We start from the raw sequence: 26,308 nt of genomic DNA, 5'->3' as shown, positions 1-26,308 counted from the left end.
CACGGTCAGAGCACGAAGCGCATCTCGCGGAGCAGGGCGCCTGGAAGCCGGGCGCTGGCGGTGCTCCGTTCGAGGTACGTGCTTGGGTCGAGCAGTACTTCCGCGTCGTCGGTGAGGCCTTCGAGGTGATCACCGAGCATGTTGAAGGCCGTATCGTCGAAGCGCAGCACGCTGACCGGAGCGACGATCTCGCCGCTGTCCATCCAGAACGTGGCGAACCGGGTCATGCCGGTCGTGCGGCACGCCGACATGTCACTGAAGTTGGTGTACCAGAGGTTGCCGACGAAGAGGCCGGTGTCGAGTGCTTCGGCGACGCCGTCAGCTGGGATGGAACCCGGCGCGATCGCCATCGACTCGGGATACTCCCCGCCGTGGGCTCCGTTGGTCGGCACTCCGTACTCCTGGGCTGACCGCGGTGAGACGAGCGTGTCGGTGAGCTTGCCGTCGACGATCAACGGCACTTCGTCGGGACGAATGAAACCAGATGATTGAAAGTTTGGTGCCACGCCGCCAGCGGTGTTCTCGCTGATGGTGATCTGCGGCGACAGGTGCGCGTCACCAGCCAGCATCCGGAGGAATGGCGTCTGCTTGGTCTCGTGTGCTCGACGGCCGAACGCGCCGTAGTACGACAGCAGCGACATCACCTCTTCCATCGCTCGCGGTGCGAGGTAGGTGCGGTAATCGCCGGGGCCGAGCACTTTGGGTTCGCGCGCGAGCGCTGTCAGCTGCTGACTGGACCAGTCGACCTTGCGGGCAAACGCATTGTCGTTCCAATCGAAGCCGGCGTACAGGTTCTTGGCGGCTTTGTCGGCTTGCAGGTAGAAGCACCAGTCGAGATTGAACGTCGATGACTGGAACCAGTTGCGCTGGCCAAGCGAGTTGGCAAAACCGTGGAATGTGTCGCCCGAGGCGTAGATGCCGACAAGATCCTTGCCCTGTCCCGCAGCGCGGATGTCAGCGAGCGCCGTCTCCGGGCTGGGGATCTCGCCAGTCTTGACGTTGTCGGTCGACGTCGGATCGGTGTTGTACAGCAGGTACGGATCGTCAGGGACGAGACGACGTTGTGCGCGGAGTTGGCCGAGGAGCGCGCCAACTCTGGCGTTATCCATCGCTGTGTCGCCGGTGAGGTTGATCGTGCCGCCGACGTGGCGTTGGCCTGCAATGAGATCGACACTGAGCTTCTGCTGATCGACCGAACCGGCCTGCCGGACCTCGTTGTTGTTGAGCCGGATGAAGTCGGTGGCTTCGCCAGCGAGGTTGGCGAGGAGTACCTCATCGCTGTGCAGCGTGGAGGTCGCTGATGTGATGAGCTCGTCAAAGTACGCCTGGCGTTCGGGGCTACTGCTCATGACTCACCTCCGAAGACCTCGATGTTGGAGAACTTGCAGGTGGGAGATGCGTGGCCGGTGCCGATCATCTGGTTCAGCTCGCCCTTGCCGCAGTTCGGCGTACCCATCACGGTGAAGCTGTTGCTGTCGGCCACGCCGGAGAGGTTGGTCCAGAAGTTCCGGCTGATGCCCCGGTAGCCGGGGTTGCGAACGGTGCCGACGATTTCGCCGTTCTCGATCTTCTGTCCGTACTCGCAGTTGAACTGGAACTTGTTGCGGCTGTCATCGATCGACCACGAGTTGTTGGTGTGCATGTACACGCCGTCTTCGACCGAGGCGATGAGCTCGTCGACCGTCGCATCACCGGGCTCGACGTTGAGGTTGGCCATGCGGTCAATCGGTGGGCGGTTCCAACTGGCGGCTCGAGAGTTCGACACGCCCTCGAGTCCACTGCGCTGCTGACTCACCGCGCCGCCGAGCCCGCGCTGCAGAATGCCGTCCTTGATCAGGAATTGCTTGGTCGCCGGGGAGCCGTCGTCGTCAAAGCCGTAGCTGGCGAGCTGACCCGGCACAGTTGGGTCGAAAGTGACGTTGAGGAGGTCCGAGCCGTAGCGGAAGCTGCCGAACATGTCCGGCGTGACGAAGCTGGTGCCGGCGTAGTTGCGCTCGTCGCCGAGGATCCGGTCGAGTTCCAGCGGGTGGCCGATCGACTCGTGAATCTGCAAGATCATCTGATCGGGAGCAAGGAGGACGTCCATGACTCCCGAGGGGCAATTGGGAGCCGTGAGGAGCTCGAGGGCCTCGTTGGCCACCCGCGAAGCGCCATCGCCGAAGCCGAACCGGCCGAGCACCTCAGCACCACCTTGGCCGCAGAACGCGTTGGCGCCAAAGGTGCGGGTCTGGGTGTTGATGCCCTCATTGGCTGTGGCGCGCATGCCGGGATACACGAACTGAAACCGCTGCTCGACTTCGCCCCGTTGGCCGTCGCTGCTCGAAGTGACCAGCAGCGTGTCGACGCTTCGTCGCGTGAGTCGTGCTGACCAGTCGACGATGCGGTCGTCGATACCGAGCAAGCGCGATTGCTGATGCAAGAGTTCGAGCCGGTCTTCAAGCGGCATCGAGTCCCAGCTCACGTCGACGGGCGATTCGTAGGAGCCGATCGGATGATGTGGCGGCGGGGCGATGGCTCCGGTCTCCTCATCGCGGTTGGCGACCAAGTGCCCGGCGGTGACGCCGGCCCAATATCGTGCTCGTTCGACCGCCCGATCGAGGCCTGTTGCGGACAGGTCAGCGGTCGCCGCGTAGCCGAGACCGCCCCCGTTCCAGATCGAGATCATCACCCCGGTGTCGAACGCGTTGAAGATCGGCTCAAGGTTGTTCTGGCGGACAGTGAGATGCTCCGAGCGTTCGTCAAACAATCGCGCGGAGGCGTAGTCGACATCCGTCGGGAGTGCTGCCGTCAGCCGCTCAGCGATGGGCGATGTGTCGAGCAGCGGCGCAGACAACAGGTCAGTCATGGAGCCGAGGCTAGGTCGATCCGGCCAACGTTGCTGTCCTCAGTTCCACCTGGTCCCGACCCCAAAGGAACTCAGCTCACGCCGCTCAGCATTGCCTCTACCAGCTCTTGGACTGCCAACGACTCGGCAAACGTGGCGATGCTTGAGGGTGTGCCGTCAAGCAACTTCGACAGCTCATCGAGCTGTGCCGCGTACGCATCGGCACCGAGCTGGGCGCGATCTGTGCCGACGACGTCGGTCCACTCGCCTCCCGTGGTGTGTTGCAGGCGATACCAGTCCCAGATCCGGAGGGATCCAGCCGTGCCACGGACGGTGAGGTCGTTCACGTCAGGGCCAATGCCCTCGCTGGTGCCGATCATGACGAGCGGAGCATCGGAACCGGACATGCGCGCCAGTGCATCCGTCTCACACAACGTCCCGGTTGGGCCGTCCGGATGAGTCACCATTGCCGCGTCGATGGACAGCGGGCCGAGCACGCGTTGGGCGACAAAGACGAAGTGTGATGCGACCTCGCGGATCCAGCCGCCCTGATCGCGCAGGCGCAGCCACTGCGCCTTGGCGTGCCAGGCACGCGGCCACTCAGCGAAGTGCAGTCGAAGGTCACCTCGCACGATCTGACCGATCTCGCCGCCCGCAACTCGACGTTGCAGTTCGACCGCCGATGGTGCGGCGCTGAACACAAAGTTGACCCCTGCTGGGAGCCCGCTCGACTCGACCAGGTCAACCAGCCGACGGCTCTCTTGGACGTCGATGCCAAGGGGCTTCTCACAGAAGATCGCGACACGTGCAGCGACGCACTGCTCGACATAGGCACCGTGAAAGAGCGGCGGTACGGCGATATAGACGGCGTCGGCAGCGCTGATCACGCCAGCCGCGTCGGCGACGATCGTGACATCGGCAGCGTGCGCGGCACAGGCCGCAGCGTCAGGGTCCCAGGCAGCGACGAGTTCGAAATCGGCGTGGTGATTGAACTGTTCGACGAATCGCGCCCCAACGGTGCCGAGGCCGATGATTCCAACTTTGTGGGACATCTGTGCAGTCTCGCCGGAAGCGCAGCGTTCAGTCGACCGGAGGTGGGGCAATCGACGTCATCGGTACGTGGGGAGTCGGTGCAATCAGCGGCGTCGAAGGCGACAGGGGGAGAGCGATGGCACCGGGCAGCTCGGAGGTATCGCCGGGTTCCATCTCGACAGCCCGTACGGAAGGCGCCTGCATCGTGTCGGTTGCTGTTGTCGACGTGCTGTTGACCAGGTGACCGGTCGCTTGGGCCTGGCTGTGGTCGCTGGCGCGCCCGACGGTCTGCGACATCCGCAGCGATCCTGGTGATGCGGCGCCTGTGTGGTGATCGGGGTTCGGAGTGGGGTCAGCGACCAGGAACATTTCGCCGTCTGGAGTGAGCAGATGGTCGCGCAGGAGATCCCACCACCCTGCTTCGATGTTCTGCCCTTCGTCGACGAGTACGGCGTCATAGCGCTCCAATGTCCAGGCGCTGGACATACTCTCGGTGCTCTCCTCGAGCGCTTGGTTTGACACGGGGGGCTCGCTGCCGAGACGCTCGGCGTTCTGGGCGAGGCGGGTGGTCAATGAATGAAAGCTGGCGCACGTGACGTGGATCGGGTTGGTGTCGTGCTCGGCACAGCGATCGACAATGAGCGATCGGAGACGGTTGGCGACGGGGCCGTCGAGCGACAGCACCAGCACCCTGTTGCCCTGTGCTGCGAGATGTGCGGCGTGAGCGGCGATCGCACAGGATGCGCCAGTGTCCGCAGCGCTGCGGACACTGGAGACGACACCGCCTTGCTGGTTGACGACGACCTGTGCATGCAGACGTTCGATGGACTGGGGGTCAGGGTGAGCGCAGCCGGTGCCGCGTACAAGTCGGTTGAGTTGATCGCGCAGGCCGTCAGCACCCCAGACCTCGACGCTTCGTTCATCGCCGTGTGCTGTGGATGCGCCGAGCCTTTGAACTGCTTGCTCCTGCGTGCAACGAGGGAGAACGACGACAGCGCGGACGACACCGGTCTCCGGGGTCGCAACACCCGGTTGGGCAACGAACTGGTCGAATACCACCGATCGCGTGCGAGCAGCGATGAATCGTGAGTCGTCGTGTTGGGGCTGACGGCTCTCGGGGCTCCAATCGCACACTTCGATGATGCAGACACCGAGGAGCTCATGCACGGCGATGAAATCGGGTTGGTCGAGCTCCAGCTTGGGCTGGACGTACACAGTCCAGTCGTCGTCAAGTTGTGCCAGGGCCCGTGCGGTCGCCGATTCCGATGCGTTGAGTGGTTGCGCGAGCCGGTCGAACTCGTGGAGCGGTGGGCGAAGCAGAGCCATAAGCGGCCTATCGGCGCGATTCCGTCCGAGCTTGAGGAATTTGTAGCCCTGGGGCGAGAAATTTCTTGAGGAGCTCTGCTGTCAGCCCGATGTCACGCCGGTGGCTACTGGTCGTCGGGGGTCGCTTGACCAGCCCGACCAGGAGCCGACGAAGACGCGCGGGAGCGGTCGGCCTGCGGACTCGACCGCCAGTGCGTTGTGGCAGGCCGTGACGCCCGAGCCGCAGTAGACGATTGCCTGCGGATCCATGTCGAGGCGGGCGAATCGCTCGGCCAATTGGGGTGCACCCAGCCACTGCCCGTCTGCAAGGTTGTCCGTGAACGGCATGTTGATCGCGCCGGGAATGTGTCCAGCGACAGCATCGATCGGTTCGACTTTGCCTGCATATCGCAGGGGTTCGCGCGAGTCGATGACCACACCGCCGTGCTCGATGTGGACCGCGACATCATCAGCGTCAGCGATGGCTTCGGCGGGCCATGGCACTGCGGGTCGGTCATGCACAGGTTCGTGCGGCTCGACGGGGCCGGACTCGAACGGGCCGGACCAGATGTCGAGACCGCCATCGAGGAGCGCGGCCGGTTGACCGATAATCCGCAGCATCCACACCAGTCGAGCGGCAAAGGCCCCGTTGCGGTCGTCGTAAGCGACGACTGGCGTCCCCAGTGCAATGCCGAGGCGACCGAGCACTGCCGAAAACGCTGCTGCTGACGGCAACGGATGGCGGCCGACACCGGGTGCTGGTGGGTCGGCGAGGTCGTCGTCCAGCGACGCGAACCTGGCTGAGGGCAGGCGCCGATCGAGGTAGCTCGCGTGGGGGTCGGTGCCGACCATCGTCGTTCCGACATGGACAATGACCGGCGCGTCAGCGGCACCGATTTTCAGCTGGTCGGCCAGCAACCGAGAGGAGATCAGTGGTGGAAGCGCCGGGTCCATCCACCGATCGTATTGGCCATGGACTATGTTGACCGGCCACATGCCGGTCCTCCTCGCGCAACTCTCGGACACGCACGTCGTTGCCGATGGCACCGACGAAGTGTTGTACGTCGACAACAACGCTCGAGCTGCGATTGCTGTCGCTGCGATTGGCCAGGAGGCACCGTCAGTTGCCGCGGTCCTCGCCACCGGCGACCTCACCCAGTGGGGGACTGATGCAGAGTACGACAAGCTTGCCGAGGTGCTGGCGCCGCTGAACGTGCCGATCCTGCCAATCCCGGGAAACCACGACACACGAGCAGGGCTTCGGCGTTGCTTTCCCGATCATCCGTGGCCTGCTGCGCAGCAGGAAGGCGATCACTTGAGCTGGGTCGTTGAGCTTGACGGTGTCCGAATCATCGGTCTCGACACGACCGTGCCGGGAGCGCCCGGCGCAGCGTTCGACCCGGACCGCGAGGCGTGGCTGCGCGCTGCGCTGTCGATATCGCACGCGGGTCCAACGCTGCTTGCGATGCATCACCCGCCGTTCGTCACCGGAATCGAGTGGATGGATGCCTCAGGTTTCGTCGGTCTCGATCGATTCCTCGCCGTCATCGCGGAGGCTCCCGTCGACCGCATCCTGTGCGGCCACATGCACCGCCCCATGAGTTCGATGGTCGCTGGTGTGTCGGCTGAGGTCGGCATTTCAACGGCCGTGCACGTTGCCCTTGAACTGGCTCCCGAGGGTCCGGTGCAGATCATTCGCGATCCGATCGGGTACCGGATCTTCCGCGTCGACGGCTCGGCGATCGTCGGGCACACGCGCTACGTCGACACCGGCGAGGCACCCTTCGCGCCAGCGTGGGCCGACATCAACTAGATGGTTCGAGGCCGCGAGTCGCGGCGACATCGTCATCACGCACGAACCAGCTGCCGATCGCCGCGGGCACGATCAGGAGACCGCAGGTCAGGAATCCCCACTGGTAGGCGCTCAGCCGGTCAACTGCTGGCGCGTTGTCGCCGCCCACCGTGGTCAGACGGGCAGCGATCACCGTGACGGCAACCGCCACGCCACTCGTATACGCGATCTGGCGGACGGTGTTGAACACCGACGTGGCGCGGCCGGTGTCGGCGAGTGACGTTGTCGCATAGACCGCTGTCTGGATCGATACGAAGACCATGCCGACCGATGCGCCGCGGCCGAAGGACAGTGCACCGAGCATCGCAACCGGTGTTGTCAACGTCGCCAGCGCGAAAGAGGCAGTGAATCCGGCATGGACGAGTGAGCCGACGATCATCAAGCGGCGCGGCCCGATCACCCGGTAGAGCCGCCTGCCGAGCAGATTCGAGACGAGAAAGACGCCGACAGCTTGGGGTGCTTGGACGAGCCCACTGGTCGTCGCAGAGAAGCCCCGCAGCGTCTGCATGTAGAGCGGCAGCACGATGATCCACCCGAAGAACCCTGCGTAGACGAACGGTGCGGCGATGTTGATGGTGCGGAAGTGCCGATCGCGAAGCAGCCGGAGCTTGAGCATGGGATCGCGTCGCCTGAGCTCCACGATGACCAAGGCGACGGCAGCAGAGATGCCGACGATGGCGAACCCGATCACACGGGGCGAAGTCCACCCCTGCTCGGGGCCGATCGTCAGGGTGTAAATGAGAACGCTCACCGCCACTGCTGACAGGACGAAGCCCGGCGCATCGAACCGTCCTGCCTCGTTGGTTTCTGGCCCGTCATCCGCGCGGAGCCACCACAGCGCCAACACGATGGCCACCGCACCCATCGGACCGTTGATGAAGAAAATCCACCTCCATGACGTCTGGTCGACCAGCACGCCGCCGATGACTGGACCGACGGCAGGGGCAATGACCACCACACTCAGCACACCGATGGCCGCTTTGGCCCGATCGGCCATCGGGTACGCACGGAACAACATCGCACTTCCCACTGGAGTCAAGAGACCACCACCCATGCCTTGCAAGACACGAAGGACCACGAGCTGGTCGAGTGTCTGCGCGGCGCCGCAGGCCATCGACACCAGCACGAACACGATCAACGCCGTGACAAAGACCCGTTTCGATCCGAAACGGTCGCCGAGCCAACCGGCGACGGGGATCACAGCTGCAAGGCTGAGGAGATAGCCAACGGCGACCCACTCGATGTCCGTTGATGCGACACCGAACTCATCGGCGAGCGTCGGGAGAGCAACGTTGACCATCGTGCCGTCCATGACGGTCATGAACACGGCGAGGACGTACACCGCCATCACTCGCGTCCGATACATCACCGCTGGCACCCTAGGAGCTGGGTGTGTTCGAGAGAGAGGCCGACAATGTGTGCTCGGGTTTGAGGTCGGGGGACAGGAATCAGTGCGTCCCGCTGCCAAGCTCTGGTGGCCATGGCCGGTTCGAACGCGTCCCCTCGCTCCAAGCGATCGAGACCCGATGCGGGCGCGCGCGCCGAGGCGTCTGCTGCGCTGCTCGCCGAAGGGCGCCTGACATACCCGGACTCATTGCCGATCACCGAACGACACGACGAACTCCTCGACTTGATTCGTTCCAACCAGGTGATGATCGTCGCCGGCGAAACCGGGTCGGGCAAGAGCACACAGATTCCCAAATTGTGTCTGGAGGCCGGTCGTGGCGTCAGCGGACTGATCGGTCACACCCAGCCGCGCCGTGTGGCTGCTCGCTCGATTGCTGAGCGGGTCGCCGAGGAACTCGGGTCATCGCTCGGTGACGATGTCGGGTACACGGTTCGCTTCACCGACAAGGTGAGCAATCGCACGCTGGTCAAGGTGATGACCGATGGAATTCTGCTCGCCGAGATCCAGCGTGATCGCATGCTGCGGCGCTACGACACGCTGATCATCGACGAGGCCCACGAACGCAGCCTCAACATCGACTTCATCCTGGGCTACCTCAAGCAACTCCTGCCGAAGCGCCCGGACCTCCACGTGATCGTCACCTCCGCCACGATCGACACCGAACGGTTCGCAGCGCATTTCTCCGCACCACCAGCGGACGACCCGAATGGTGACCCGGTACCGGCGCCAATCGTCGCGGTGACAGGTCGAACCTTCCCGGTTGAAGTGCGCTATCGGCCGTACGGGCCGGACAACGAAGACGATCCCGACGACCGGCGCGACCAAGTGCAGGCAGTGATCGACGCCGTCGACGAGTTGAGCGTGCTGGGCGACGGCGACGTGCTCGTGTTCCTGTCAGGAGAACGCGAGATTCATGACATCGCCGGGGCCATGCGCCAGATTGACACCGCCGCATGGCGAGCCACCGACATACTTCCGCTCTACGCCCGACTGTCCTCGGTGGAGCAGCAACGAGTGTTCAAGACGTCGAAGCGTCGTCGCATCGTGCTGTCGACAAATGTCGCCGAGACGTCGCTCACCGTGCCGGGTGTGCGCTACGTCGTCGACGCCGGCACGGCGCGTATCTCGCGATACAGCAAGCGACTCAAGGTCCAACGCCTGCCGATTGAACCGGTGTCGCAGGCCTCGGCCAACCAGCGGTCGGGTCGTTGCGGACGTGTGGCCCCCGGTGTCGCCATCCGGTTGTACGCAGAGGATGAGTTTGTCGAACGGCCGGAGTTCACCGATCCCGAGATTCTTCGTACGAACTTGGCGTCGGTGATTTTGCAGATGACCGCCATTGGGCTGGGCGATGTGGGGATGTTCCCGTTCGTCGAGCCACCCGAACGGTCGATGATTCGCGACGGCTATGCCCTGCTCGACGAGTTGGCGGCAATCGAACCGGCGGATCGCGACGACCCCGAGCGGCACCTCACCCGCATCGGCCGCGACCTCGCCAAGCTGCCAGTCGACCCTCGGCTCGGTCGAATGGTGCTTGAAGCGGACGAGTTCGGATGCGTCCGAGAGGTGCTGGTGATCGCATCCGCGCTCTCGATTCAAGACCCGCGCGAGCGTCCGCAGGAGAAGATTGAGCAGGCCAATGAGTTCCACAACCGATTCAAGGTGGACGGGTCTGATCTGCTCTCCCTCGTTGAACTGTGGGATTACCTGAGGAACCAGCAGCGCGAGCTCTCCGGCAACCAGTTCCGCCGCATGTGCCGCAAGGAGTACCTCAACTACTTGCGCGTTCGCGAATGGATGGACCTGTACAGCCAACTCCGGCGCGTCGCTGGCGAGTTGAAGATTCGTCCCCACCGGACCCCTGAAGTGGACAAGACCCACCCCGACCACGTGCACCGCTCACTGCTCGCTGGCCTCCTGTCGCAGGTGGGCATGCGCGAGCGTGAGACGCGTGACTACCGCGGTGCACGAGACGCCCGGTTTGTCATCGCCCGCGGGTCGGTCATCGGTCGCAAGCAGCCCGACTGGGTGATGGCAGCGGAGCTCGTGGAGACCAACCGCCTGTATGCACGGCGCGTTGCCGCGATCGAACCTGAATGGATCGAGCAAGCCGCTGCGCACCTGGTGAAGAAATCGCACAGCGACCCGCGCTGGGATGCCAAGGCGGGGCGGGCGGTCATCACCGAGCAGGTCACCCTGTTCGGTCTGCCCATCGTGTCTGATCGCAAGGTGGGCTACGACAAGATCGACATCGATGCAGCGCGGGCCTGGTTCATCACCAAGGCACTGGTCGAGGGGGAATGGCACACGCAGCAGAAGTTCGTCACCCGGAACCAGGAATTCCTCGAAGGCATCGGCGCCATGGCGGCTCGCGTCCGCCGAACAGAACTTGTCGACGACGCAATGCTCTTCGCTTTCTTCGACGAACGTCTCGATGCCGACGTCACTGACACCCGTCGGTTCGATCGATGGTGGAAGGAGGAGCGCCAGCGCAACGGTCGACTCCTCGATCTCACCGAAGAGCTCCTTGCCGATCGCGAACACGGTGTAGGAATCCGGCTTGCCGACTTTCCCGAGGTGTGGCGGCAAGGCGACATCGAGCTGCCGCTGACCTACCGGTACGCACCAGGCGAACCGCTCGACGGTGTCACCGTGCACATTCCGCTCAGCGCACTCAACCAGATCGAGCCGACCGGATTCGACTGGCAGATCGCTGGACACCGCCGCGAGGTCATCGCAATGCTGGTGCGCTCCGTTCCGAAACACATCCGTCGCGAGCTGACGCCGATGGCTGAGACAATCGATGCCACCGTTGAGCGAGTCGCAGACTTTGAGCCAGGGTCGATGCCGCTCGTTCATGCAGTCGCAGTCGGGCTCACTCGGGCGTCCGGGATCCGGATCGACCCGTCGATGTTCAACACCGAGTTCCTCGACAACTTTCTCCGAATGAACTTCGTTGTCACCGATGAGCACGGGGAGGTCCGCGACGTCGGCACCGATTTGGCTGCGATCAAAGCACGCCGCGTCGGCGAGGCACGCGAATCGATTGCTGCTGCGGCGCCGATCGAGGAACGTCGGGGGATAGTGGCGTGGGACATCGGCGACCTCCCACGCACGGTTCAGTCCGACGATCGTGCGCTCGACGTCGTGGGCTATCCGACGTTGCTCGATATCGGTGACAGCGTTGCGCTGCGGGTCGTCACGAGCGCCGATGTGCAGCGGCGGGCCATGCGCGGTGGGGTACGCCGCCTCCTTCTGCTCACTGCAGCGCCGAGTCGCAAGGTGGTCGAACGACTGCTGACCAACGCGGGCAAGCTCGCGCTCGGTGCGGCCGACGTGTCGGTCGCTGCGCTCGCCGACGACTGCATTGCGGCGGCTGTTGACCATCTGCTCGAAGATCATCTGGCACGCGGGGGAACGCTCCCCTGGAGCGAGGTCGAGTTCGAAGCGTTGCGCGCGCAGGTCGCACGAGACGTTCCGACATTGGCGCGAGATGCCCTCGTCCAGGCCACGGCTGCGGTCGCGGCCACCGGCTCGGTGCACGCCAAGCTCGCGTCGTTGCGGGCCGCAGCGCTGCAACCATCGGTTGACGATGCCAACCTGCACCTCGGCCGGCTCGTCCGCCCCGGCTTCGTCTTCCACACCGGGCTCCGCCAACTCCCTGAGATCGAGCGGTATGTCCGCTCGATCGATCACCGGCTCGACAACCTCGCCGGCGGTGTTGAACGCGACCGTCGTCGGATCGCCGAGGTCGCTCCGCTCGAGGCGCGCTACGCGGCGTTGCTCGATCGTTTGCCGGCAAGTGAGGTGACCTCGGAAGTGGCGGCTGTGGCGTGGCAGCTCGAAGAGCTCCGCGTGAGCGTGTTCGCGCAGCCGCTTGGCGCGAAAGGCCAGCCGAGTCCGACGAAGCTCGCGCGGTCCCTCGACGGCCTCGGCGGGTGACTCGACCTGCGACACTCGGTCATGGACGAACGCGAACTGGATGACCTGACCGGCGAGACCGTGGACCTGTTGCAGACACTGATCCGCAATGCCTGCGTCAACGACGGCACGCCGGAATCAGGCGAAGAAGTCCGCAATGCCGACGTGCTGCAGACGCTGATCGAGGGTGCTGGCGTCGAGGTCGAGCGCTTCGAGCCGACGCCAGGCCGTGTCTCGATCGTCGGGCGGATCCAAGGCTCAGATCCTGGAGCCAAGAGCCTCTGTTTGATGGGCCACACTGACGTCGTTCCGGTCAACGCCGACGGGTGGGATCGCGACCCGTTCGGTGGCGAGTTGATCGATGGTGAAGTGTGGGGTCGCGGTGCGGTTGACATGCTGAACCTGACATCGTCGATGGCGGTCGCTTTCCGCCGTCTCGCGCGCGATGCGGCCGCAGGGCGTTTCAAGCCGAAGGGCGACCTCATCTACTTCGGTGTCGCAGACGAAGAAGCAGGGAGTGTCCACGGTGCCAGGTGGATGGCTGATCATCAGCGCGATGCGATGTACGCCGACTACGTACTGACCGAGAACGGTGGCATCCACTCTGGTCCGGCTGATGCTCCGCACGTCGGCATCAACGTCGCAGAAAAGGGAGTTGCCTGGCGACGGTTGACCGTCCGCGGGACACCCGGTCATGGATCGCGCCCATTTCGCGGTGACAACGCCCTGGTCAAGGCTGCTGGTGTGGTGCAGCGGTTGGCCGACTATCGGGCCAAGCCGAAGTTCACCGAGTTGTGGCGTGAGCGGGTTTCGACCCTGAACCTGCCTCCGGACTGGGAACGATCCCTGCTCGATGAGGCAGCGATTGACGAATTCCTCGACGAGATGCCGGGGCCCGCCGTCGCGTCGTACCTGCATGCCTGTACTCACACCACGTTTTCGCCGAACCTGGTCGATGGTGGTGTGATGAAAACCAACACCGTGCCGGACACGGTGGTGGTCGAGGTTGACATCCGCACGCTTCCCGGTGAGGACGAGGCAGACGTTGCAGCCCATCTCCGCTCCGCATTGGGCGACCTCGCCGACCATGTCGAGGTCGAGCCGCTGATGAACGATGCAGCGTCGATCAGCAGAACTGACACGCCGCTCTGGGATTCTTTGCAGCGCGCGGTCAACATTCCGTTTCCGACCGCGCGCCTCACGCCGCAGCTGGTCGTCGGTTTCACCGACTCGCGGATCTACCGAGAGCTCGGAGCGGTGTCCTACGGTGCTGGCCTCTTCAGTCCAACACTCGATGCCAGTGAGTTCGGGTCACGCTTCCACGGCAACAACGAACGCATCGACGTTGAATCCCTGGCACTGACCACACGGCTGTGGGATCACGTGGCCCGCGACTTGCTGGAGAGATAGCGGCGGGCGGCCTCGCGTGCCTCGGGGTCGGCCATGGCTGCTCCGAGGAGGTCAGCGTCGCTCCAAGCCCCCACCGTGGTCGCGACGTTTTCCAATGCGACGTTGACCTGCCGTTTGGTCGCGCGGACGACTGACGGTGCCTTGTTGGCGATCGACGTGGCGAGTTCATTGACGGCAGTGTCTAAGTCGGCGCGAGGAACCACCCGATTGACGAAGCCGATCGACCGTGCTTCCTCGGCGTCGAAGGGTCGGCACGTCAGCACGAGTTCGCGGGTCATCGCTGGGCCGATCTCCCGGACGAGGCGCGGGATGCCGCCCCACGCCAGTGGGATCCCGAGATCGACTTCGGGAATCGCGAAGTGCGTATCGTCGGCCGCGATGCGCAGGTCGCAGACGCCGGCGAGCACAACTCCGCCGCCGATGCACGGACCTTTGATCGCGGCGATGCTCAGGGCCGACATGCGATCCATGGCCTCGGCCATGAGCCGACCGAGATCGGCCTGCTCTCGTGCTGAGACACCGTCGGGGCCAGACCCAGCGAACTCACGGAGATCGAACCCCGACGAGAACGCGCGGCCCTGCCCGGTGACGACGACCACGACGGCGTCGGTGGTGTCGAACCATGCGGCGGCCTGAGCGATCTCTGCGAGGGGCACCGTTCCCAGCGGGTTGAGCTTGTCGGGCTGGGTCAGGGTCAACCGGCCGATGCGGTCCGTGACCTCGGCGGTCAGTGTTGTGAATTCGTGCATTGCTCAGCTCGCTTGGTATCGGCCGGGCTCGACTTCGACGGCTTCGCCGCGGTGCAGCATGCGGTCGACGTGCATCGTGGCGCTGCGCTCCTCGACTGAGTCGGCGAAGGAATGTTCCACGTGTGGTCGGTAGATGAACCGGTGTGCGCGCATGTCGTCGATGGACCTCGGCTCAGCGAGGAAGTCGAGCATCGCTTGATGGCGACGTCCGATCACCGCAGTGAACGCGTCGATCATCTCGACGAAGGTGTCGCGACCTTCGATGATGCCCTTGTGGTGAAACGTCACGTAGTAGTCGGCTTCCTCGTCGCGGACCTTGGTCAGACTGGCCTCGAAGTCTTCAAGGTCGCTCCACACGTCGCCGTAGTACGGACCGAATCCAGTGAGGTCGATGTCGGAGAGGAAGAACACCCCGTCCATCCGGAAACCGCTGTGGCCGCGGGTGTGTCCGGGCAGGTGCACTGCGTCCACGGTGACGCCGCCACCGAGATCGAACACGTGGCCATCGGCGAAACCTTGGGCGTCGGGCCGCGCCGTGTAGTGGAATTCGTCGAGGATTGTCTGCTCGAACGCGGCACGCGGTTCGCCCGTGAGTCCGTAGACCTCCATCAGCCCGTCGATGCTCTGTGCGCCGATGATGTCGGCATCGTGAATGTGCAGCGCAGCGTCGGCGAACAGACCGTTGCCGGCCATGTGGTCCTCGTGGCTGTGGGAGTTGATGACGGCATCGACCTCGACCGGTGCGCCACCGCGTTCGACCACGGTGACCGACGGATCGATGACCACGGACTCGCCCGCGCCACGCACCAGCAGAGTGTTACCTGATGGATACGCACCGTTGGCTTCTCCGACCAGCACGCTCACCGTGTCGGTCAATCGTCGTTCGCCTTCGCCCCAGTCGATGATCACGGGGCCGACGCTAGTCAGCCGATCGCTGTGTCTCGAATCGAACTGCGCTGCGCCCCACGAAATCAGTCGTCGGTGGTCTTGAGGTTGAGCGACGCGGAGTTCATGCAGAATCGATCGCCAGTCGGCGCAGGGCCGTCGGGGAACACGTGGCCAAGGTGGGCACCGCAGCGGGCGCACACGGTCTCGGTCCGCGTCATCCCGTGTGAGTTGTCGACGCGGTTCTCGATGTTCTCACCTTCGAGCGGGGCGTAGAAGCTGGGCCAACCGCAGCCGGCGTCGAACTTGGTGTCGGAGGAGAACAGCGCCACATCGCACACGACGCAGTGGTACACGCCGTCGCGAGTCGTCTCCCAGTACTTGCCGGTGAACGGACGCTCAGTGCCCGCATGCTGGGTGACCTGGAACTGTTCGGCGGTGAGGCGTTCGCGCAGCTCGGCTTCGGTCGGCAGCATGTCGGGGAGTTCGGGTGTCTCGGTGTTCTCAGCCATGGACACAGCCTGCCAAGTCCCAGCCGCATTGTCGATGTCGGGCGACGAGTTTCGGACTTGTTCCGGTGGATGTTCGCCTTCGTCAAGGCTGATGTTCCTACCCTCAGGTCATGGCTTCGTGCTTGATTCGGTCTCGGCTTGCAACGGTGGTGGCTGGCGCGCTGCTGCTCGCAGCGTGCAACTCCGCAGACGGCAGTGGGACAGCGTCCTCGCCGTCCACCGCCGTGGCCGTCGATGACAGCGAACCAGCCACCCCGCGACCGCGGTTCCGTTACCCGCCGGCACCATCAGCCCTCGATGCGGAGGCGCAGAGTGCGACGGACGCCCTCGATGCCGTCGCGACGGTCAAGCTGTGGCTCGGCGCGGCTGAACTCGATATTGCGGCGGTTCGGGCGCTCGGTGACACCGGAGATATCCGTTACGGCTGGTACCTGTCGGACGTGCTGTATTTTTTCCCCGGTGACGACGGTGTCGTCATCGTCGATGCCTTCGAACAGCTCAGTGGTGTCTCGATTGCGGATGATCCGGAAAGTGAGTCGAGTCCATTCCGGAGTCTCAGGAATCACCTGATTGCATGGGACACGCCTGATTATCCGGAGTATCAGCAGGACAAGAGTGAGCTGTTCACACTGCTTGAACCGGCGTGGGAACCGTTCTTCAGTGATGAGGACGCTGACCTCGACTGGCGGCACGTGAGCTGGGGTGGCGTCTACATCGACGACCGTGAACTTGGTGACCCTGAGCGTTGTCGTCCTCGTGGATGCATCCCGTCCCTTGACGATCCGGTCACCACCGATGCAGCTGGTGGCACCTGGTATCCGGACGACCGAATTGTGTTTGGGCTGGTTGAGGGTGACGAAGCATTGGCGTTCCCGAAGAACATCGCCGAGATCCACGAGATGTTCAACTTCACCCTCGGCGGCAGGCGCTTCGGGCTGCCGTACTGCACCCTGTGCGGCTCGGCCCAGGCGTACTACACCGACAACTCCGGCGCCGCCGAGCAGCCTGTACTCCGCACGACAGGGCTCTTGAGTCGTTCCAACAAAGTGATGTACGACCTCGTGACGCAGTCGGTCTTCGACACGTTTACGGGTGCCGCCGTGTCGGGTCCGCTTCAGGACGCCGGGATCGTGCTCGAAGAATCGACGGTCGTCCGCTCGACCTGGGGCGAGTGGAAGACAGCGCACCCCAACACGCGGATCATCGCCGAGGATGGGGGCATTGGCCGGTCGTACGAACTCGACCCGCTCGGTGGTCGCGACGACAACGGTCCGATCTTCGCGATCGGCGATGCTGATGCTCGGCTTGACGTGCAAGAACTCGTTGTCGGCGTTATCGCCGACGATGGCACGCCTATTGCGTTTCCGTCGGGCCAGGCCAGCGCGATTATCGCCGCCGGCGGTGTCGTCAAACTCGGCGGCGTGCGCCTGGAATCAGTTGGGGACGGGCTCCGTGCTGTCGATGTAGTCACCGGGGACGAGCGTGCGGCCCACGAAGCGTTCTGGTTCGCCTGGTCCCAGTTCCATCCGGACACCGAGCTGTTCGTCCCCTGATCCCTGATCCCTGACCCTGGGCCAGCGCTCAGTCGTGTTGGCCGGTCTGCTTCAAGAAGGTGAGCGAGTCCCACGTGTCGATCCGTTTGGTGATCAGGTCATCGCGGACGCTGAACCACATGACGCCGGGAATCTCGATCTGCTTGTCTTCGTACTTCGCCTCGAAGCGGTACCGAACCGCCACCTCGGTGCACGAATCACGGCGCTGCTCGATCACATCGACGATTGAGTAGCGGCGATCGGCGAATGCGGCGAGGAAGTGGGGGAGGCGCCGGCGATATTCGACCCGGCCGACACAGCTTGAACCCAACTCGCTGAGGTGCTCGTTGCGAAAGCCGTCGGAGACGTAGGCCGCGATCGCATCCGGGTCGTTGCGAGTGAACGCCCCGAGGTACTCGCTGACCGCCGCGATTGCCGAACTCACGGCTCGCAACGTACATGGCGACGATCAGCGATCCAATGTGACGGTGTCAGCTCGGCGCGTGCGGGAGCAGCGCCGAGAGTGCAGCCTCGGCAGAAGCAACGTCTGTGCGGTCCTCGTGAACCAGGCGAGTGAGATTGCTCACCGACACGTAGCCGGCCTCGACGGCGCCACCGTCGGTGTCCTCCGGCAACACGTTGACCTTCTCGCCCCAGTCCATCACGACCCGGAATGCGCCCTCATCGCCCTCGACGGGTTCGAGCTTTGCGTCGGTGACTGTCCTTGGTGGCAGCACCCCGACGACGGTGTGTCGCCAGCCGAGAATCTCGCCGATTGGTCGATCTGGCACGTTGATGTTGACGACAACCGGCTCGGTCGGCATGTCGTCGACGAAGGCTTGGACGTAGGCGCGAGCGACGTCGGCTGACGCCTCGAACGACATGCCGCGCACGGCGTCGTCCCATGCCTGGCCCTCCACGCCGTAGCCGGTGACCGCCTGGCTGAAGGCGACGCCCGAAATCTTGCCGTTGCGGGCAGTGAGCGCCGCGCCGACGGTGCCCGAGTGGTACACGGCCCGCCCGACGTTGGCGCCTGGGTTCACTCCGGAAATCACCAGATCAAACGGGCCGCCGAAGGCGCCGAGCCGAGCGAACATCACACAGAGTGCCGGTGCGCCGCTGACCGACCAGGTGTCATCGGTGCCGACGTTCGGGAGATCGACCCGGCGAATGACCGGGGTGATCAGATGGAGTGCGCCGAGCGCTGCTCCGGCTCCGGAGTACTCGGTGTCGGGGGCTGCAACGACGATCTCGTGTCCCCCGTTGAGGTCACACATTGCATTTGCCAGGGCATGGAGCCCGGGGGCGTCGATGCCGTCATCATTCGTCACGAGAATTCGCATCGGCGCATCCTCGCACGCTGCGGCGCCAAGCGCTACGTGGCTGGAGTCGTCGGGACTGGACGCTGACTTGTCCAACTGAACAATGACAGGCCGACCACGACGAGCGCCATCCCCGCGATCTGCGGAGCGCGGACTGACTCGCCGAGGATCAGGAATCCCCAGAAGACCGACAGGGCCGGCTGGCCAGATTGCATGATGCTGATCGTCGCCACTGGGAGGTGGCGTTGAGCGAAGATGATCAGGCCGTGCGCCAGCATCCCCGTGACGAAGGTGAGCAGCGCAACGACGAACCAGCCTCGTGCGGAGAGTGAGAAGAGTCCGCCTCCGGCAATCGATCCGGCGATTGGCCCGGCGGTGATCAGCCCCAGGGGCATCATGCACGCCATGAAGTCGAGGACGTCGACGCCCTGACTGCGAGCGCGCTTCGAGGTCAGCATGTAACCGGTCCAGGTGCCGATGACCACGACCATGAGCAAGTCGCCGCCAAGTGTGGCTTCGCCGCCGTCAGGTCCGAACGCAAGGACGAGAATGATGCCGACAACGGAGATCAGGCCGAATTTCAAGGCGGACCAATTCGGCCGCTCGCCGAAGAAGATCGCTCCGGCCGGCAGCAGTACGAGTGGTGTCAGGGTGGTGATGAACTCGGCATGCGCGATGCTGGTGCGCGTGATGGCGGTGAAGAAGATCGCGATGTTCGCGCCGAAGAACAAGCCGGCCGGGAGCACCAGTTTCCAGGTCTGACGCGATGGCCATGGTCGCCCGGTCCGTTGCCGAACCACCACCACGACCACCCACCAGCCGACAACGGCGCCGATCATGCGCCAGAACGCAACAACAGAGCCGGTGGATGCAGACCATTTGATCGCTGCGGAGCTGATCGAAAAACTGAGGACCGCCAGCGCGACCGCGACGAATCCAATTGGACGCGGACGCGCCGCTGCAGTGTTCACGGTGACGTTGCTACCAGTCGGGCAGGTCGAGCCATGCGTCGGCCGCAGCCGGATCGCCGACAATGTCGACCTCGCTGCGATCGAGTCGGCCCATGAGCACGAGCCAGATGTCCGCTGCTGGACCGCGGAGCGCGGCATCGCCCTTGTCGTGTACCGGAAGCATCCGGTACGTGCCGTTGTCGGACCAGACCAGCCATTCCCCGTCGACGTCGGTGCAGTGCACGTGCAGGCTGGCCGAGGGCGGCGGCACGCCTGCCCGTGCCAGGACCCGAGGAAGACCCATTTCGAGGTATTCGCCGATCCCGGTACTTGACAATTCCGGGTCAAGCGTTGCCTCGAGCCCTGCCGCGGTTTGGGCGTCCCATCGGTGCATCGCTGTTTCCAACGCTTGACGGCGTCCCCATACCCACACCTTCTGTTCGAGCGGGAATGGATGCCAGGTGTCGGCTTCCGGGCCGGCAGCGTCGAGCGCGTCGATCAGTGCCGTGGCGCCGTCGACGATCCACACGGCGAGGTTGTCGTCGGGTGCTGGACTGAAGTCGGCATCCCTCGGAGGTTGGCCTCCGTGGATAATGGCGTGGGTGGCCCAACGGTGGACCGAACCCGTGTGCTCGACGAGTTGGCGCAGATCCCAACCGGGGCACGCCGCGACCGGCGAGTCGAGATCGGCAGTGCGGACGACCGACGACATGAGGTCGGCGTCGGAGCGAAGCGCCGCCGAGACGGGGTTGATGTCGGTGCTCATCGCGCTGACGGTAGCCTTTTCGACATGAGTCCCCTCGAAGCCCTTGCCGGCGACAGTGGTGCAAGCCGCACCAGCGAACCGATCGTCACGGTCACGCCCGAAGCGCTCGAACATCTCACCGAACTGCGTGACGACGAAGCCGACGGCGAGCAGCTCGGTCTGCGCCTCGGTATTGCGTCAGCTGCCGGCGAAGATTTCCGCTACGACCTCTCGTTCGAAGAGTTTCTCACTGCGGCGTTCGACGACGAAGTGCGCACACACGACGGTCTCAAGGTGATCATTCCCGGAACCGATTTGGAACTGCTCACTGGCGCGACGCTCGACTACACCACGACACAGGGCCTCGTCATTCGCAATCCGAACAAGCCCGAAGCGCCAAGTGTCGAGGGTTTGACGAATGACGACGAGCTCTCAGCTGAGATCGAGGCACTCGTCGCGACCGAGGTCAACCCGGCGCTTGCGGCGCATGGCGGTTTCGTCACCTACATCGGTCATGACGGTGAGGGGACGGCGTTCCTCACGATGGGGGGCGGTTGTCACGGTTGCTCGATGAGCAAGATGACGATGCTCGACGGTGTGCAGACCATGCTCGTCGAGGCGTTGCCTGCGGTCGAACGGGTGAAAGACCTCACCGATCACACCACAGGCGAATCCCCCTTCTACTCCTGAGGGCGTCCCTCAGCGACGTGCAAGACGATCTTGCCGACGTGGGTCTTGGCTTGAAACGCTGCTTGTGCTGCACCGATTTTGCTGAGAGGGTACGTCGCTGCGACGAGGGGGCGGATCTGGCCAGATTCGATTCGTTTGATGAGACGGCTGAAGACGCCGGCGTCGAGCATTGTGCATCCGAAGAAGCTCAGGTCTTTCAAATAGAGCGTGCGCACGTCAAGTTCGACCATTGGGCCGGCAATCGCTCCTGACACCGCATAGCGTCCTCGGGGCCGGAGCAGTTCGAGCAAGGATGGCCATGCCGGCCCCGCAACAAGGTCGACGACGATGTCGACGCTGTTTACACCCAGCTCATCGATGAGGTCGGCGTCGCGTTCAACGGTGACATCAGCGCCAAGTTCGATGAGTTGTTCCTGCTTGGCTGCGCTCGTGACCGCAATGACTCGAGCGCCACGTGCCTTGGCCAGTTGTACGGTTGCCGACCCGACACCGCCCGATGCTCCGGTGACGAGGATGGTGTCGTCAGACCGCACGTTGGCACGCGTCAACATGTTCTCGGCGGTCGAGTACGAGCACGGGAAGGATGCCAACTCGACGTCGCTCAACACGCTGTCGACCCGATGTGCATGACGCGCGGCGATGCGTGTGTACTCGGCGAAGCCGCCGTCACACTCGGAGCCAAGAAACCACGGACTCGCCAACGGCTGTCCGTTGGCTTCCCAGATGCATGGCTCGACGAGCACTCGCTCGCCGATGCGAGCTGGGTCGACTCCGTCGCCCACCGCCACGATTCGGCCACAGACATCGATGCCCTGGATACGGGGGAGCGACAGCGCATCTCCGGTCCACCCTGCGTCGTCCTTGCCCGTGTTGCTCTTCGAGTACCACTCGACACGCGTGTTGATGTCGGTGTTGTTGACGCCTGCTGCGCCCACGCGAATGAGGACGTCGCCGGGTCCGGGAACTGGCATGGGAAGGTCGTCGCGCCATTCGAGGCATTCGGGCCCGCCGTGTCCAGTCAGCACGACACCGCTCATTTGACTCACGAGCCGGACGTTAGTCTGCGCGCATGATCTCGCTACTGGGCGTCCCGCTGGATGCGAACTCGTCACACCTGGTGGGCCCTGCGCTCGGCCCGGCTGCGATTCGTGTCGCGCTGCATTCTGGGTCCGGCAATCACTCGTCAGAAGCATCAGTCGAGGTCGTCGACCAGCTCGATGATGTGGGTGATGTTGCCATTGTCAACGAGCGCGGATCCCATGCCGACGCCGACGCCATCACCGCCGCGGTCGCCGCGCAACTCGACGACGGCCGCCAGATCATCACGCTCGGGGGCGACCACTCGATCACCTTCCCAATTCTGCGTGCGTTCCGGGCGCAACACGACAATCTGACCGTTGTCCACATCGACGCGCACCCAGACCTGTACGACGACCTCGACGGTAATCCGCTGAGCCACGCATCACCGTTCGCCCGAGCGCTTGAGGCCGGCTGCATGACCACGCTGGTGCAGCTCGGGATTCGTACTGCGACACCGCATCAGCGCGAGCAAGCGGCGAAGTGGGGCGTCACCATGCTGTCGTCACGCCAGCTCGGCGAGTTCGATCCGTCGACACTGTCCGGGCCGATCTATCTCACCATTGACCTCGATGGCCTCGATCCGTCGGTCGCTCCGGGCGTCTCGCACCACGAACCCGGCGGACTCACGGTTCGTGAAGTGCTCGACATCATCGACTCACTCCCGGGCCCGCTCGTCGGGGCCGACGTCGTTGAACTGAATCCGACGCGAGATCTCGTCGCGATGACGGCGATGGTCGGCGCGAAGCTCGTCAAGGAGATCGCGGCGGCGATGTTGCGTTCGGCGTAGCGAGCACCGAACGCGTGACAAAGTCGGCGATCTGGCGGGTCTCCCAGCCCATCCGACGCAGATCAAGCACTTCTCTCGGGTCGCTGGTGACGTTCCATGTGAACAACATCAACGGGGTGTCGCCGTCGAGAGCGTCGAGCAGCGGCTCGATCAGCGCGCACGCAAATGCGATCACCGGGTCCCCCTCGCGGCGACGCTGGAGAAATCCCCGGGACGATCGAAGGTGGATCGCAAGCGCACCGTGTTCAAGGCATGCGTTGATCCAACTTTCATTCCACCGAGCAAACGAGTCGAGTTCGTCGTCCGTTGCGCCGCCGGACGAATCGAACAGCTCAGCGGCCCGCATGGGGAGTTGCAGTACGACCGCCTGAATGACATCGTCGACCGATGCGAAGTGGCGGTATGCCGTGGCGGTGGAAACACCGGCGAGCGATGCGACGTCCGTAAGTCGCGTCGGTGGAGCGTCGTGTTCGTGGACCCAGGCGTGCACTGCGCGGACCAGTCGCTCGCGAGTGCGTCGTGTATCGGCGCGCTCCGACGGCGATCGCCCGGCAAGTGCGGCCAGGTTGTCCCGGTCGTGGGGGTCGGCGCTCACCCGTTCGACGATATCTGGCAGCTGTCGCACCGCCGCTCCGAGATGAGAGGAGATTCTCATGTACGCTTTCCGGGATGACGACGGTCGATGCGCAGCCCCATTCGATGACCACGCCGCGGGTCGCCGCATTCGACCGCTGGATCCGGGGCAGGTTCGCGGATCTCAACACCGAGCTTGAAACGCTGTACGCACGTCAGCAGAATCGGTCCAACGTCGAAGGGGTCGGCGACGCCCTGAAGCAGTGCCTGCTTGATGAAGGACGCGAGCTGATCATTCCGCTCATCGAGGAAGGCAACACCGACGAGGGATTTGACGTGACGTTCGAGCTGCTCGGCAACGTCGGCTACTACATGGCAGCGTGTCGGCGCCACGAGATCACCGAGCCGTCACGTGAGCGAACTTCTCCCCTCGTCGAGGCATCGGCCCTCGCCCTCCATCTTGGCGCCAGCGTGGGCACCGTGCCCCGCTTCGTCACGAGCCACATGGAAACCTTCAACCGGGCCGTAAACGGGGTGTACCGAACGTTTACGCACGGACGGGATGAAAAGATCTTTCTCGATTACAACACGCGCTCGGCGTTCGCGTACATGCGTGCAGCTGACGCACTCGGCCGAATCCATCCGATGGGGGTGTCCCATCCCGCTGCGGACGACTTGCTGCGCGACGCCAAGCGGGCGCTTGAAGACGCGCTGGCGTTGAACACCGAACTTGGTGCGCTCCTCGACGTGGATGAATTCTTCTTCTCGGTACGCCCGTACTACAAGCCCTATCGCGTGGGTTCGACGGAATACCGCGGCGCCAACGCGGGCGACTTCGCGGCGTTCAACCAGATCGACATGTTGCTCGGGTTGTGCAGCCCCACCGACCTGGCGTACAGCCAGGTCGTCGTTGAGAAGATCCCGTACCTGACGCCCGATGAACAGCGACGTCTCCACGACTCGTTTCGCCATCCCAACCTCCTCGATGGTTTGCTCGCTCAGATCAACCACGCCAAAGAGGACTGGTTCCAGCGTCATGTCGCCACGTTCCTCGAGGTCTGCGAAGCACACGGGCGTGCCGCTGCGCATCATCACGACGAGCTCGTTGTCGGGTTCATCAAAGGGCCCGCTGAGCGGATCCCCGTCGAACATCTTGACGGCATCACGGCCAGCGGCCCGCCACTCGACGTCCTCCTGCGCGCTCTCGAAGGTTTGCGTGATCGCCGGCTCGCTGCCGATCGTGATGATCTTCCCACCCGGCATCATGACCTCGCGACGTTGCGCGCCACGCTTCGCACGTGATCGCGTTGCCGGACGTCTTCGTCGACAACGAGGGGATCTACCTGCTGAGCCACTCGATTGGGCTTCCAGCGCGCGGGGCGCGGGACGCTGCCGCTGACTACTTTGAGGTCTGGGAGTCGGACACGTCGCATGCGTGGCCGCAGTGGCTCGGAGCGATCGATGGCTTCAGAGAGACCCTGAGTCGGCTGATCGGTGGCCAGTCGGCGTCGATCTGCCCCCAGAGCAACGTGTCGAGCGCTTTGTCGAAGATGCTCGGGGCGCTGCATCAGTCGTTTGATGCTCCGACGATCCTGCTCACCGAAGACGCGTTCCCGTCACTCGGCTACGTGTGCGAGCACGCCGGCTATGTGGTGCGCTACATCGCAGCGGATCTCGACGCAACTGATCCAGCGGTGTGGAAGTCAGCACTGACTGCCGACGTCGACATCGTGCTGATCACGCACGTGCACTCCAACACCGGTGAACAAATTCCCGTGGCAGACATCGCCGGCATTGCCCACAGGCAGGGCGTGCTCTCGATTGTGGACGTCGCGCAATCGGTGGGTGTGCTGCCTGTCGACGTCGGAGCCTGGGATGTCGATGTTGTTGTGGGGAGTTGCGTCAAGTGGCTGAGCGGCGGCCCCGGTGCGGGGTGGCTGTGGGTTCGCCCCGACTTGATCGAGCGGTGCGCGCCAGTTGACGTCGGTTGGTTCTCTCACGATGACCCGTTTGAGTTCGACATCCACGACTTTCGCTACGCCGGTGACGCATTGCGATTCTGGGGTGGCACTCCCACGGTGTTGCCTTTCGTGATTGCACGGCACTCGATCGATGCGATCCGGAGCGTCGGTGTCGACGTCATCCGGCAACACAACCTGGCGATGGTCGATCAGCTCGTCGACGCACTGGGTGATCGAGTCCTCAGTCCTGTTCGGCCGGAACGGCGCAGTGGCACGTGCGTCATCCGGGCTGGCGAAGGCGCTGTCGAGGTGCTGTCGGGGCAGGGCATCGCCGTCGACCAACGCCGTGGTGCGATCAGGGCATCGCCACACATTCATACGAACGAAGGTGACATCGAGACACTCGTGGCAGCGCTGCTTGCGCGGCATTGACGTTCCGGCGCGTGGTCAGGTCGCGAGCAGGTCGTGGGTCTCGGGACGACGGCGCATGTAGGCCGCGGCGTACGAGCATGTGGGTTGCACCGTGAGCTGGCGCGCTCGCACATCGTCGAGCACGCTGGCCATCAGCCGGGCTGCGAAGTCCTTGCCGCGGTGGGCCGGTTCGGTCTCGACGTGAGGAATGGTCATCACGCCGTCGCTCACTCGGTAGTCGGCTGACCCGACGCGCTCGCCGTCGAGGAGGAGTTCGTAACGGTGCCCGGCGCCGAGGTCGACGACCTCAAGTTGCTCATGTTCGCTCATGCCTCATTGTCGCACGGTGATCGGTCCGA

24 protein-coding genes are annotated in these 26,308 nt (G+C 64.1%); 8 read left to right on the top strand and 16 right to left on the bottom strand.

Annotation, left to right across the window (positions count from 1 at the left end; all coding sequences use genetic code 11):
* Window positions 1-5 precede the first annotated feature (5 nt).
* From ACH2DW_RS00365 to ACH2DW_RS00345, 5 genes are all read right to left on the bottom strand, one after another.
* Complete coding sequence (locus ACH2DW_RS00365; RefSeq protein WP_394927716.1) at window positions 6-1,349, bottom strand: metallopeptidase TldD-related protein; 1,344 nt, start codon at window positions 1,347-1,349, stop codon at window positions 6-8.
* Window positions 1,346-2,845: a TldD/PmbA family protein gene (locus ACH2DW_RS00360; protein ID WP_394927715.1), complete on the bottom strand. Its 1,500-nt coding sequence runs from the start codon at window positions 2,843-2,845 to the stop codon at window positions 1,346-1,348. The genes ACH2DW_RS00365 and ACH2DW_RS00360 overlap by 4 nt, the downstream gene beginning before the upstream one ends.
* A gap of 71 nt (window positions 2,846-2,916) precedes the next feature.
* Complete coding sequence (locus tag ACH2DW_RS00355) at window positions 2,917-3,876, bottom strand: Gfo/Idh/MocA family protein (RefSeq protein WP_394927714.1); 960 nt, start codon at window positions 3,874-3,876, stop codon at window positions 2,917-2,919.
* A 28-nt stretch (window positions 3,877-3,904) separates the two neighbouring features.
* Window positions 3,905-5,182, bottom strand: coding sequence for a hypothetical protein (locus ACH2DW_RS00350; protein WP_394927713.1), 1,278 nt, complete (start codon window positions 5,180-5,182; stop codon window positions 3,905-3,907).
* Between the two features lie 81 nt (window positions 5,183-5,263).
* Window positions 5,264-6,115 carry a sulfurtransferase gene (locus ACH2DW_RS00345; RefSeq protein WP_394927712.1) on the bottom strand — a complete coding sequence of 284 codons (852 nt, stop codon included), beginning with the start codon at window positions 6,113-6,115 and terminating at the stop codon, window positions 5,264-5,266.
* 40 nt (window positions 6,116-6,155) lie between these two features.
* On the opposite strand from ACH2DW_RS00345, the gene ACH2DW_RS00340 reads away from it, so the two are divergent.
* The gene (locus ACH2DW_RS00340; RefSeq protein WP_394927711.1) at window positions 6,156-6,974 is read left to right on the top strand and encodes a phosphodiesterase; all 819 of its coding nucleotides are present in this window, start codon (window positions 6,156-6,158) and stop codon (window positions 6,972-6,974) included.
* Here the strand turns inward: ACH2DW_RS00340 and ACH2DW_RS00335 are convergent.
* Entirely contained in the window at window positions 6,967-8,379 is a 1,413-nt protein-coding gene (locus ACH2DW_RS00335; protein ID WP_394927819.1) for an MDR family MFS transporter, read from the bottom strand. The two genes, ACH2DW_RS00340 and ACH2DW_RS00335, sit on opposite strands and share 8 nt — an antisense overlap.
* A 114-nt stretch (window positions 8,380-8,493) precedes the next feature.
* On the opposite strand from ACH2DW_RS00335, the gene hrpA reads away from it, so the two are divergent.
* Together hrpA and ACH2DW_RS00325 are read left to right on the top strand one after the other, a co-directional pair.
* The gene (gene hrpA / locus ACH2DW_RS00330; RefSeq protein ID WP_394927710.1) at window positions 8,494-12,363 is read left to right on the top strand and encodes an ATP-dependent RNA helicase HrpA; all 3,870 of its coding nucleotides are present in this window, start codon (window positions 8,494-8,496) and stop codon (window positions 12,361-12,363) included.
* Window positions 12,364-12,384: 21 nt separating this feature from the next.
* The gene (locus tag ACH2DW_RS00325; protein WP_394927709.1) at window positions 12,385-13,752 is read left to right on the top strand and encodes a M20/M25/M40 family metallo-hydrolase; all 1,368 of its coding nucleotides are present in this window, start codon (window positions 12,385-12,387) and stop codon (window positions 13,750-13,752) included.
* Here ACH2DW_RS00325 and ACH2DW_RS00320 read toward each other — a convergent pair.
* The 3 genes from ACH2DW_RS00320 to msrB form a co-directional block, all read right to left on the bottom strand.
* Window positions 13,722-14,501, bottom strand: a complete 780-nt coding sequence (locus tag ACH2DW_RS00320; protein ID WP_394927708.1) for an enoyl-CoA hydratase/isomerase family protein — start codon at window positions 14,499-14,501, stop codon at window positions 13,722-13,724. The genes ACH2DW_RS00325 and ACH2DW_RS00320 overlap by 31 nt on opposite strands.
* Before the next feature lie 3 nt (window positions 14,502-14,504).
* The gene (locus ACH2DW_RS00315; protein WP_394927707.1) at window positions 14,505-15,410 is read right to left on the bottom strand and encodes an MBL fold metallo-hydrolase; all 906 of its coding nucleotides are present in this window, start codon (window positions 15,408-15,410) and stop codon (window positions 14,505-14,507) included.
* A 62-nt stretch (window positions 15,411-15,472) separates the two neighbouring features.
* A complete protein-coding gene (gene msrB / locus ACH2DW_RS00310) occupies window positions 15,473-15,898 on the bottom strand; it encodes a peptide-methionine (R)-S-oxide reductase MsrB (protein ID WP_394927706.1) in 426 nt (141 codons plus the stop codon).
* A 110-nt stretch (window positions 15,899-16,008) separates the two neighbouring features.
* On the opposite strand from msrB, the gene ACH2DW_RS00305 reads away from it, so the two are divergent.
* Entirely contained in the window at window positions 16,009-17,451 is a 1,443-nt protein-coding gene (locus tag ACH2DW_RS00305; protein WP_394927705.1) for a DUF3179 domain-containing (seleno)protein, read from the top strand.
* A 28-nt stretch (window positions 17,452-17,479) separates the two neighbouring features.
* Here the strand turns inward: ACH2DW_RS00305 and ACH2DW_RS00300 are convergent, their stop codons facing one another.
* The 4 genes from ACH2DW_RS00300 to ACH2DW_RS00285 are packed head-to-tail and all read right to left on the bottom strand — an operon-like array spanning window position 17,480 to window position 20,468.
* Window positions 17,480-17,875, bottom strand: a complete 396-nt coding sequence (locus ACH2DW_RS00300) for a nuclear transport factor 2 family protein (RefSeq protein ID WP_394927704.1) — start codon at window positions 17,873-17,875, stop codon at window positions 17,480-17,482.
* A 46-nt stretch (window positions 17,876-17,921) separates the two neighbouring features.
* Window positions 17,922-18,773, bottom strand: coding sequence for a 5'/3'-nucleotidase SurE (gene surE, locus ACH2DW_RS00295; protein ID WP_394927703.1), 852 nt, complete (start codon window positions 18,771-18,773; stop codon window positions 17,922-17,924).
* Window positions 18,774-18,805: 32 nt separating this feature from the next.
* Window positions 18,806-19,723, bottom strand: coding sequence for a DMT family transporter (locus ACH2DW_RS00290; protein ID WP_394927702.1), 918 nt, complete (start codon window positions 19,721-19,723; stop codon window positions 18,806-18,808).
* 10 nt (window positions 19,724-19,733) lie between these two features.
* Entirely contained in the window at window positions 19,734-20,468 is a 735-nt protein-coding gene (locus tag ACH2DW_RS00285; protein WP_394927701.1) for a maleylpyruvate isomerase family mycothiol-dependent enzyme, read from the bottom strand.
* A 24-nt stretch (window positions 20,469-20,492) separates the two neighbouring features.
* Here ACH2DW_RS00285 and ACH2DW_RS00280 point away from each other — a divergent pair, with 24 nt between their 5' ends.
* Window positions 20,493-21,137 (top strand): NifU family protein, encoded by a 645-nt coding sequence (locus ACH2DW_RS00280; protein ID WP_394927700.1) that lies wholly within the window; start codon window positions 20,493-20,495, stop codon window positions 21,135-21,137.
* Here ACH2DW_RS00280 and ACH2DW_RS00275 read toward each other — a convergent pair.
* Complete coding sequence (locus ACH2DW_RS00275; protein ID WP_394927818.1) at window positions 21,128-22,174, bottom strand: alcohol dehydrogenase family protein; 1,047 nt, start codon at window positions 22,172-22,174, stop codon at window positions 21,128-21,130. The two genes, ACH2DW_RS00280 and ACH2DW_RS00275, sit on opposite strands and share 10 nt — an antisense overlap.
* A 32-nt stretch (window positions 22,175-22,206) precedes the next feature.
* Between ACH2DW_RS00275 and ACH2DW_RS00270 the strand changes: the two genes are divergently transcribed.
* A complete protein-coding gene (locus ACH2DW_RS00270; RefSeq protein ID WP_394927699.1) occupies window positions 22,207-23,004 on the top strand; it encodes an agmatinase family protein in 798 nt (265 codons plus the stop codon).
* Here the strand turns inward: ACH2DW_RS00270 and ACH2DW_RS00265 are convergent.
* Window positions 22,967-23,599, bottom strand: coding sequence for a TetR/AcrR family transcriptional regulator (locus ACH2DW_RS00265; protein ID WP_394927698.1), 633 nt, complete (start codon window positions 23,597-23,599; stop codon window positions 22,967-22,969). The two genes, ACH2DW_RS00270 and ACH2DW_RS00265, sit on opposite strands and share 38 nt — an antisense overlap.
* A 74-nt stretch (window positions 23,600-23,673) precedes the next feature.
* On the opposite strand from ACH2DW_RS00265, the gene ACH2DW_RS00260 reads away from it, so the two are divergent.
* Window positions 23,674-24,879, top strand: a complete 1,206-nt coding sequence (locus tag ACH2DW_RS00260; protein ID WP_394927697.1) for a monodechloroaminopyrrolnitrin synthase PrnB family protein — start codon at window positions 23,674-23,676, stop codon at window positions 24,877-24,879.
* A complete protein-coding gene (locus tag ACH2DW_RS00255; RefSeq protein ID WP_394927696.1) occupies window positions 24,876-25,970 on the top strand; it encodes an aminotransferase class V-fold PLP-dependent enzyme in 1,095 nt (364 codons plus the stop codon). Before ACH2DW_RS00260 ends, ACH2DW_RS00255 begins: the two co-directional genes overlap by 4 nt.
* A gap of 15 nt (window positions 25,971-25,985) precedes the next feature.
* Here ACH2DW_RS00255 and ACH2DW_RS00250 read toward each other — a convergent pair whose 3' ends face one another.
* The gene (locus ACH2DW_RS00250) at window positions 25,986-26,279 is read right to left on the bottom strand and encodes a GNAT family N-acetyltransferase (RefSeq protein WP_394927695.1); all 294 of its coding nucleotides are present in this window, start codon (window positions 26,277-26,279) and stop codon (window positions 25,986-25,988) included.
* Window positions 26,280-26,308: the final 29 nt, after the last annotated feature.

The sequence above is a fragment of the uncultured Ilumatobacter sp. genome (assembly GCF_963980585.1).
GTDB lineage: Bacteria > Actinomycetota > Acidimicrobiia > Acidimicrobiales > Ilumatobacteraceae > Ilumatobacter_A.
Note: the sequence above shows the minus strand (reverse complement) of the source record. Positions and strands in the feature narration are given on the sequence as shown.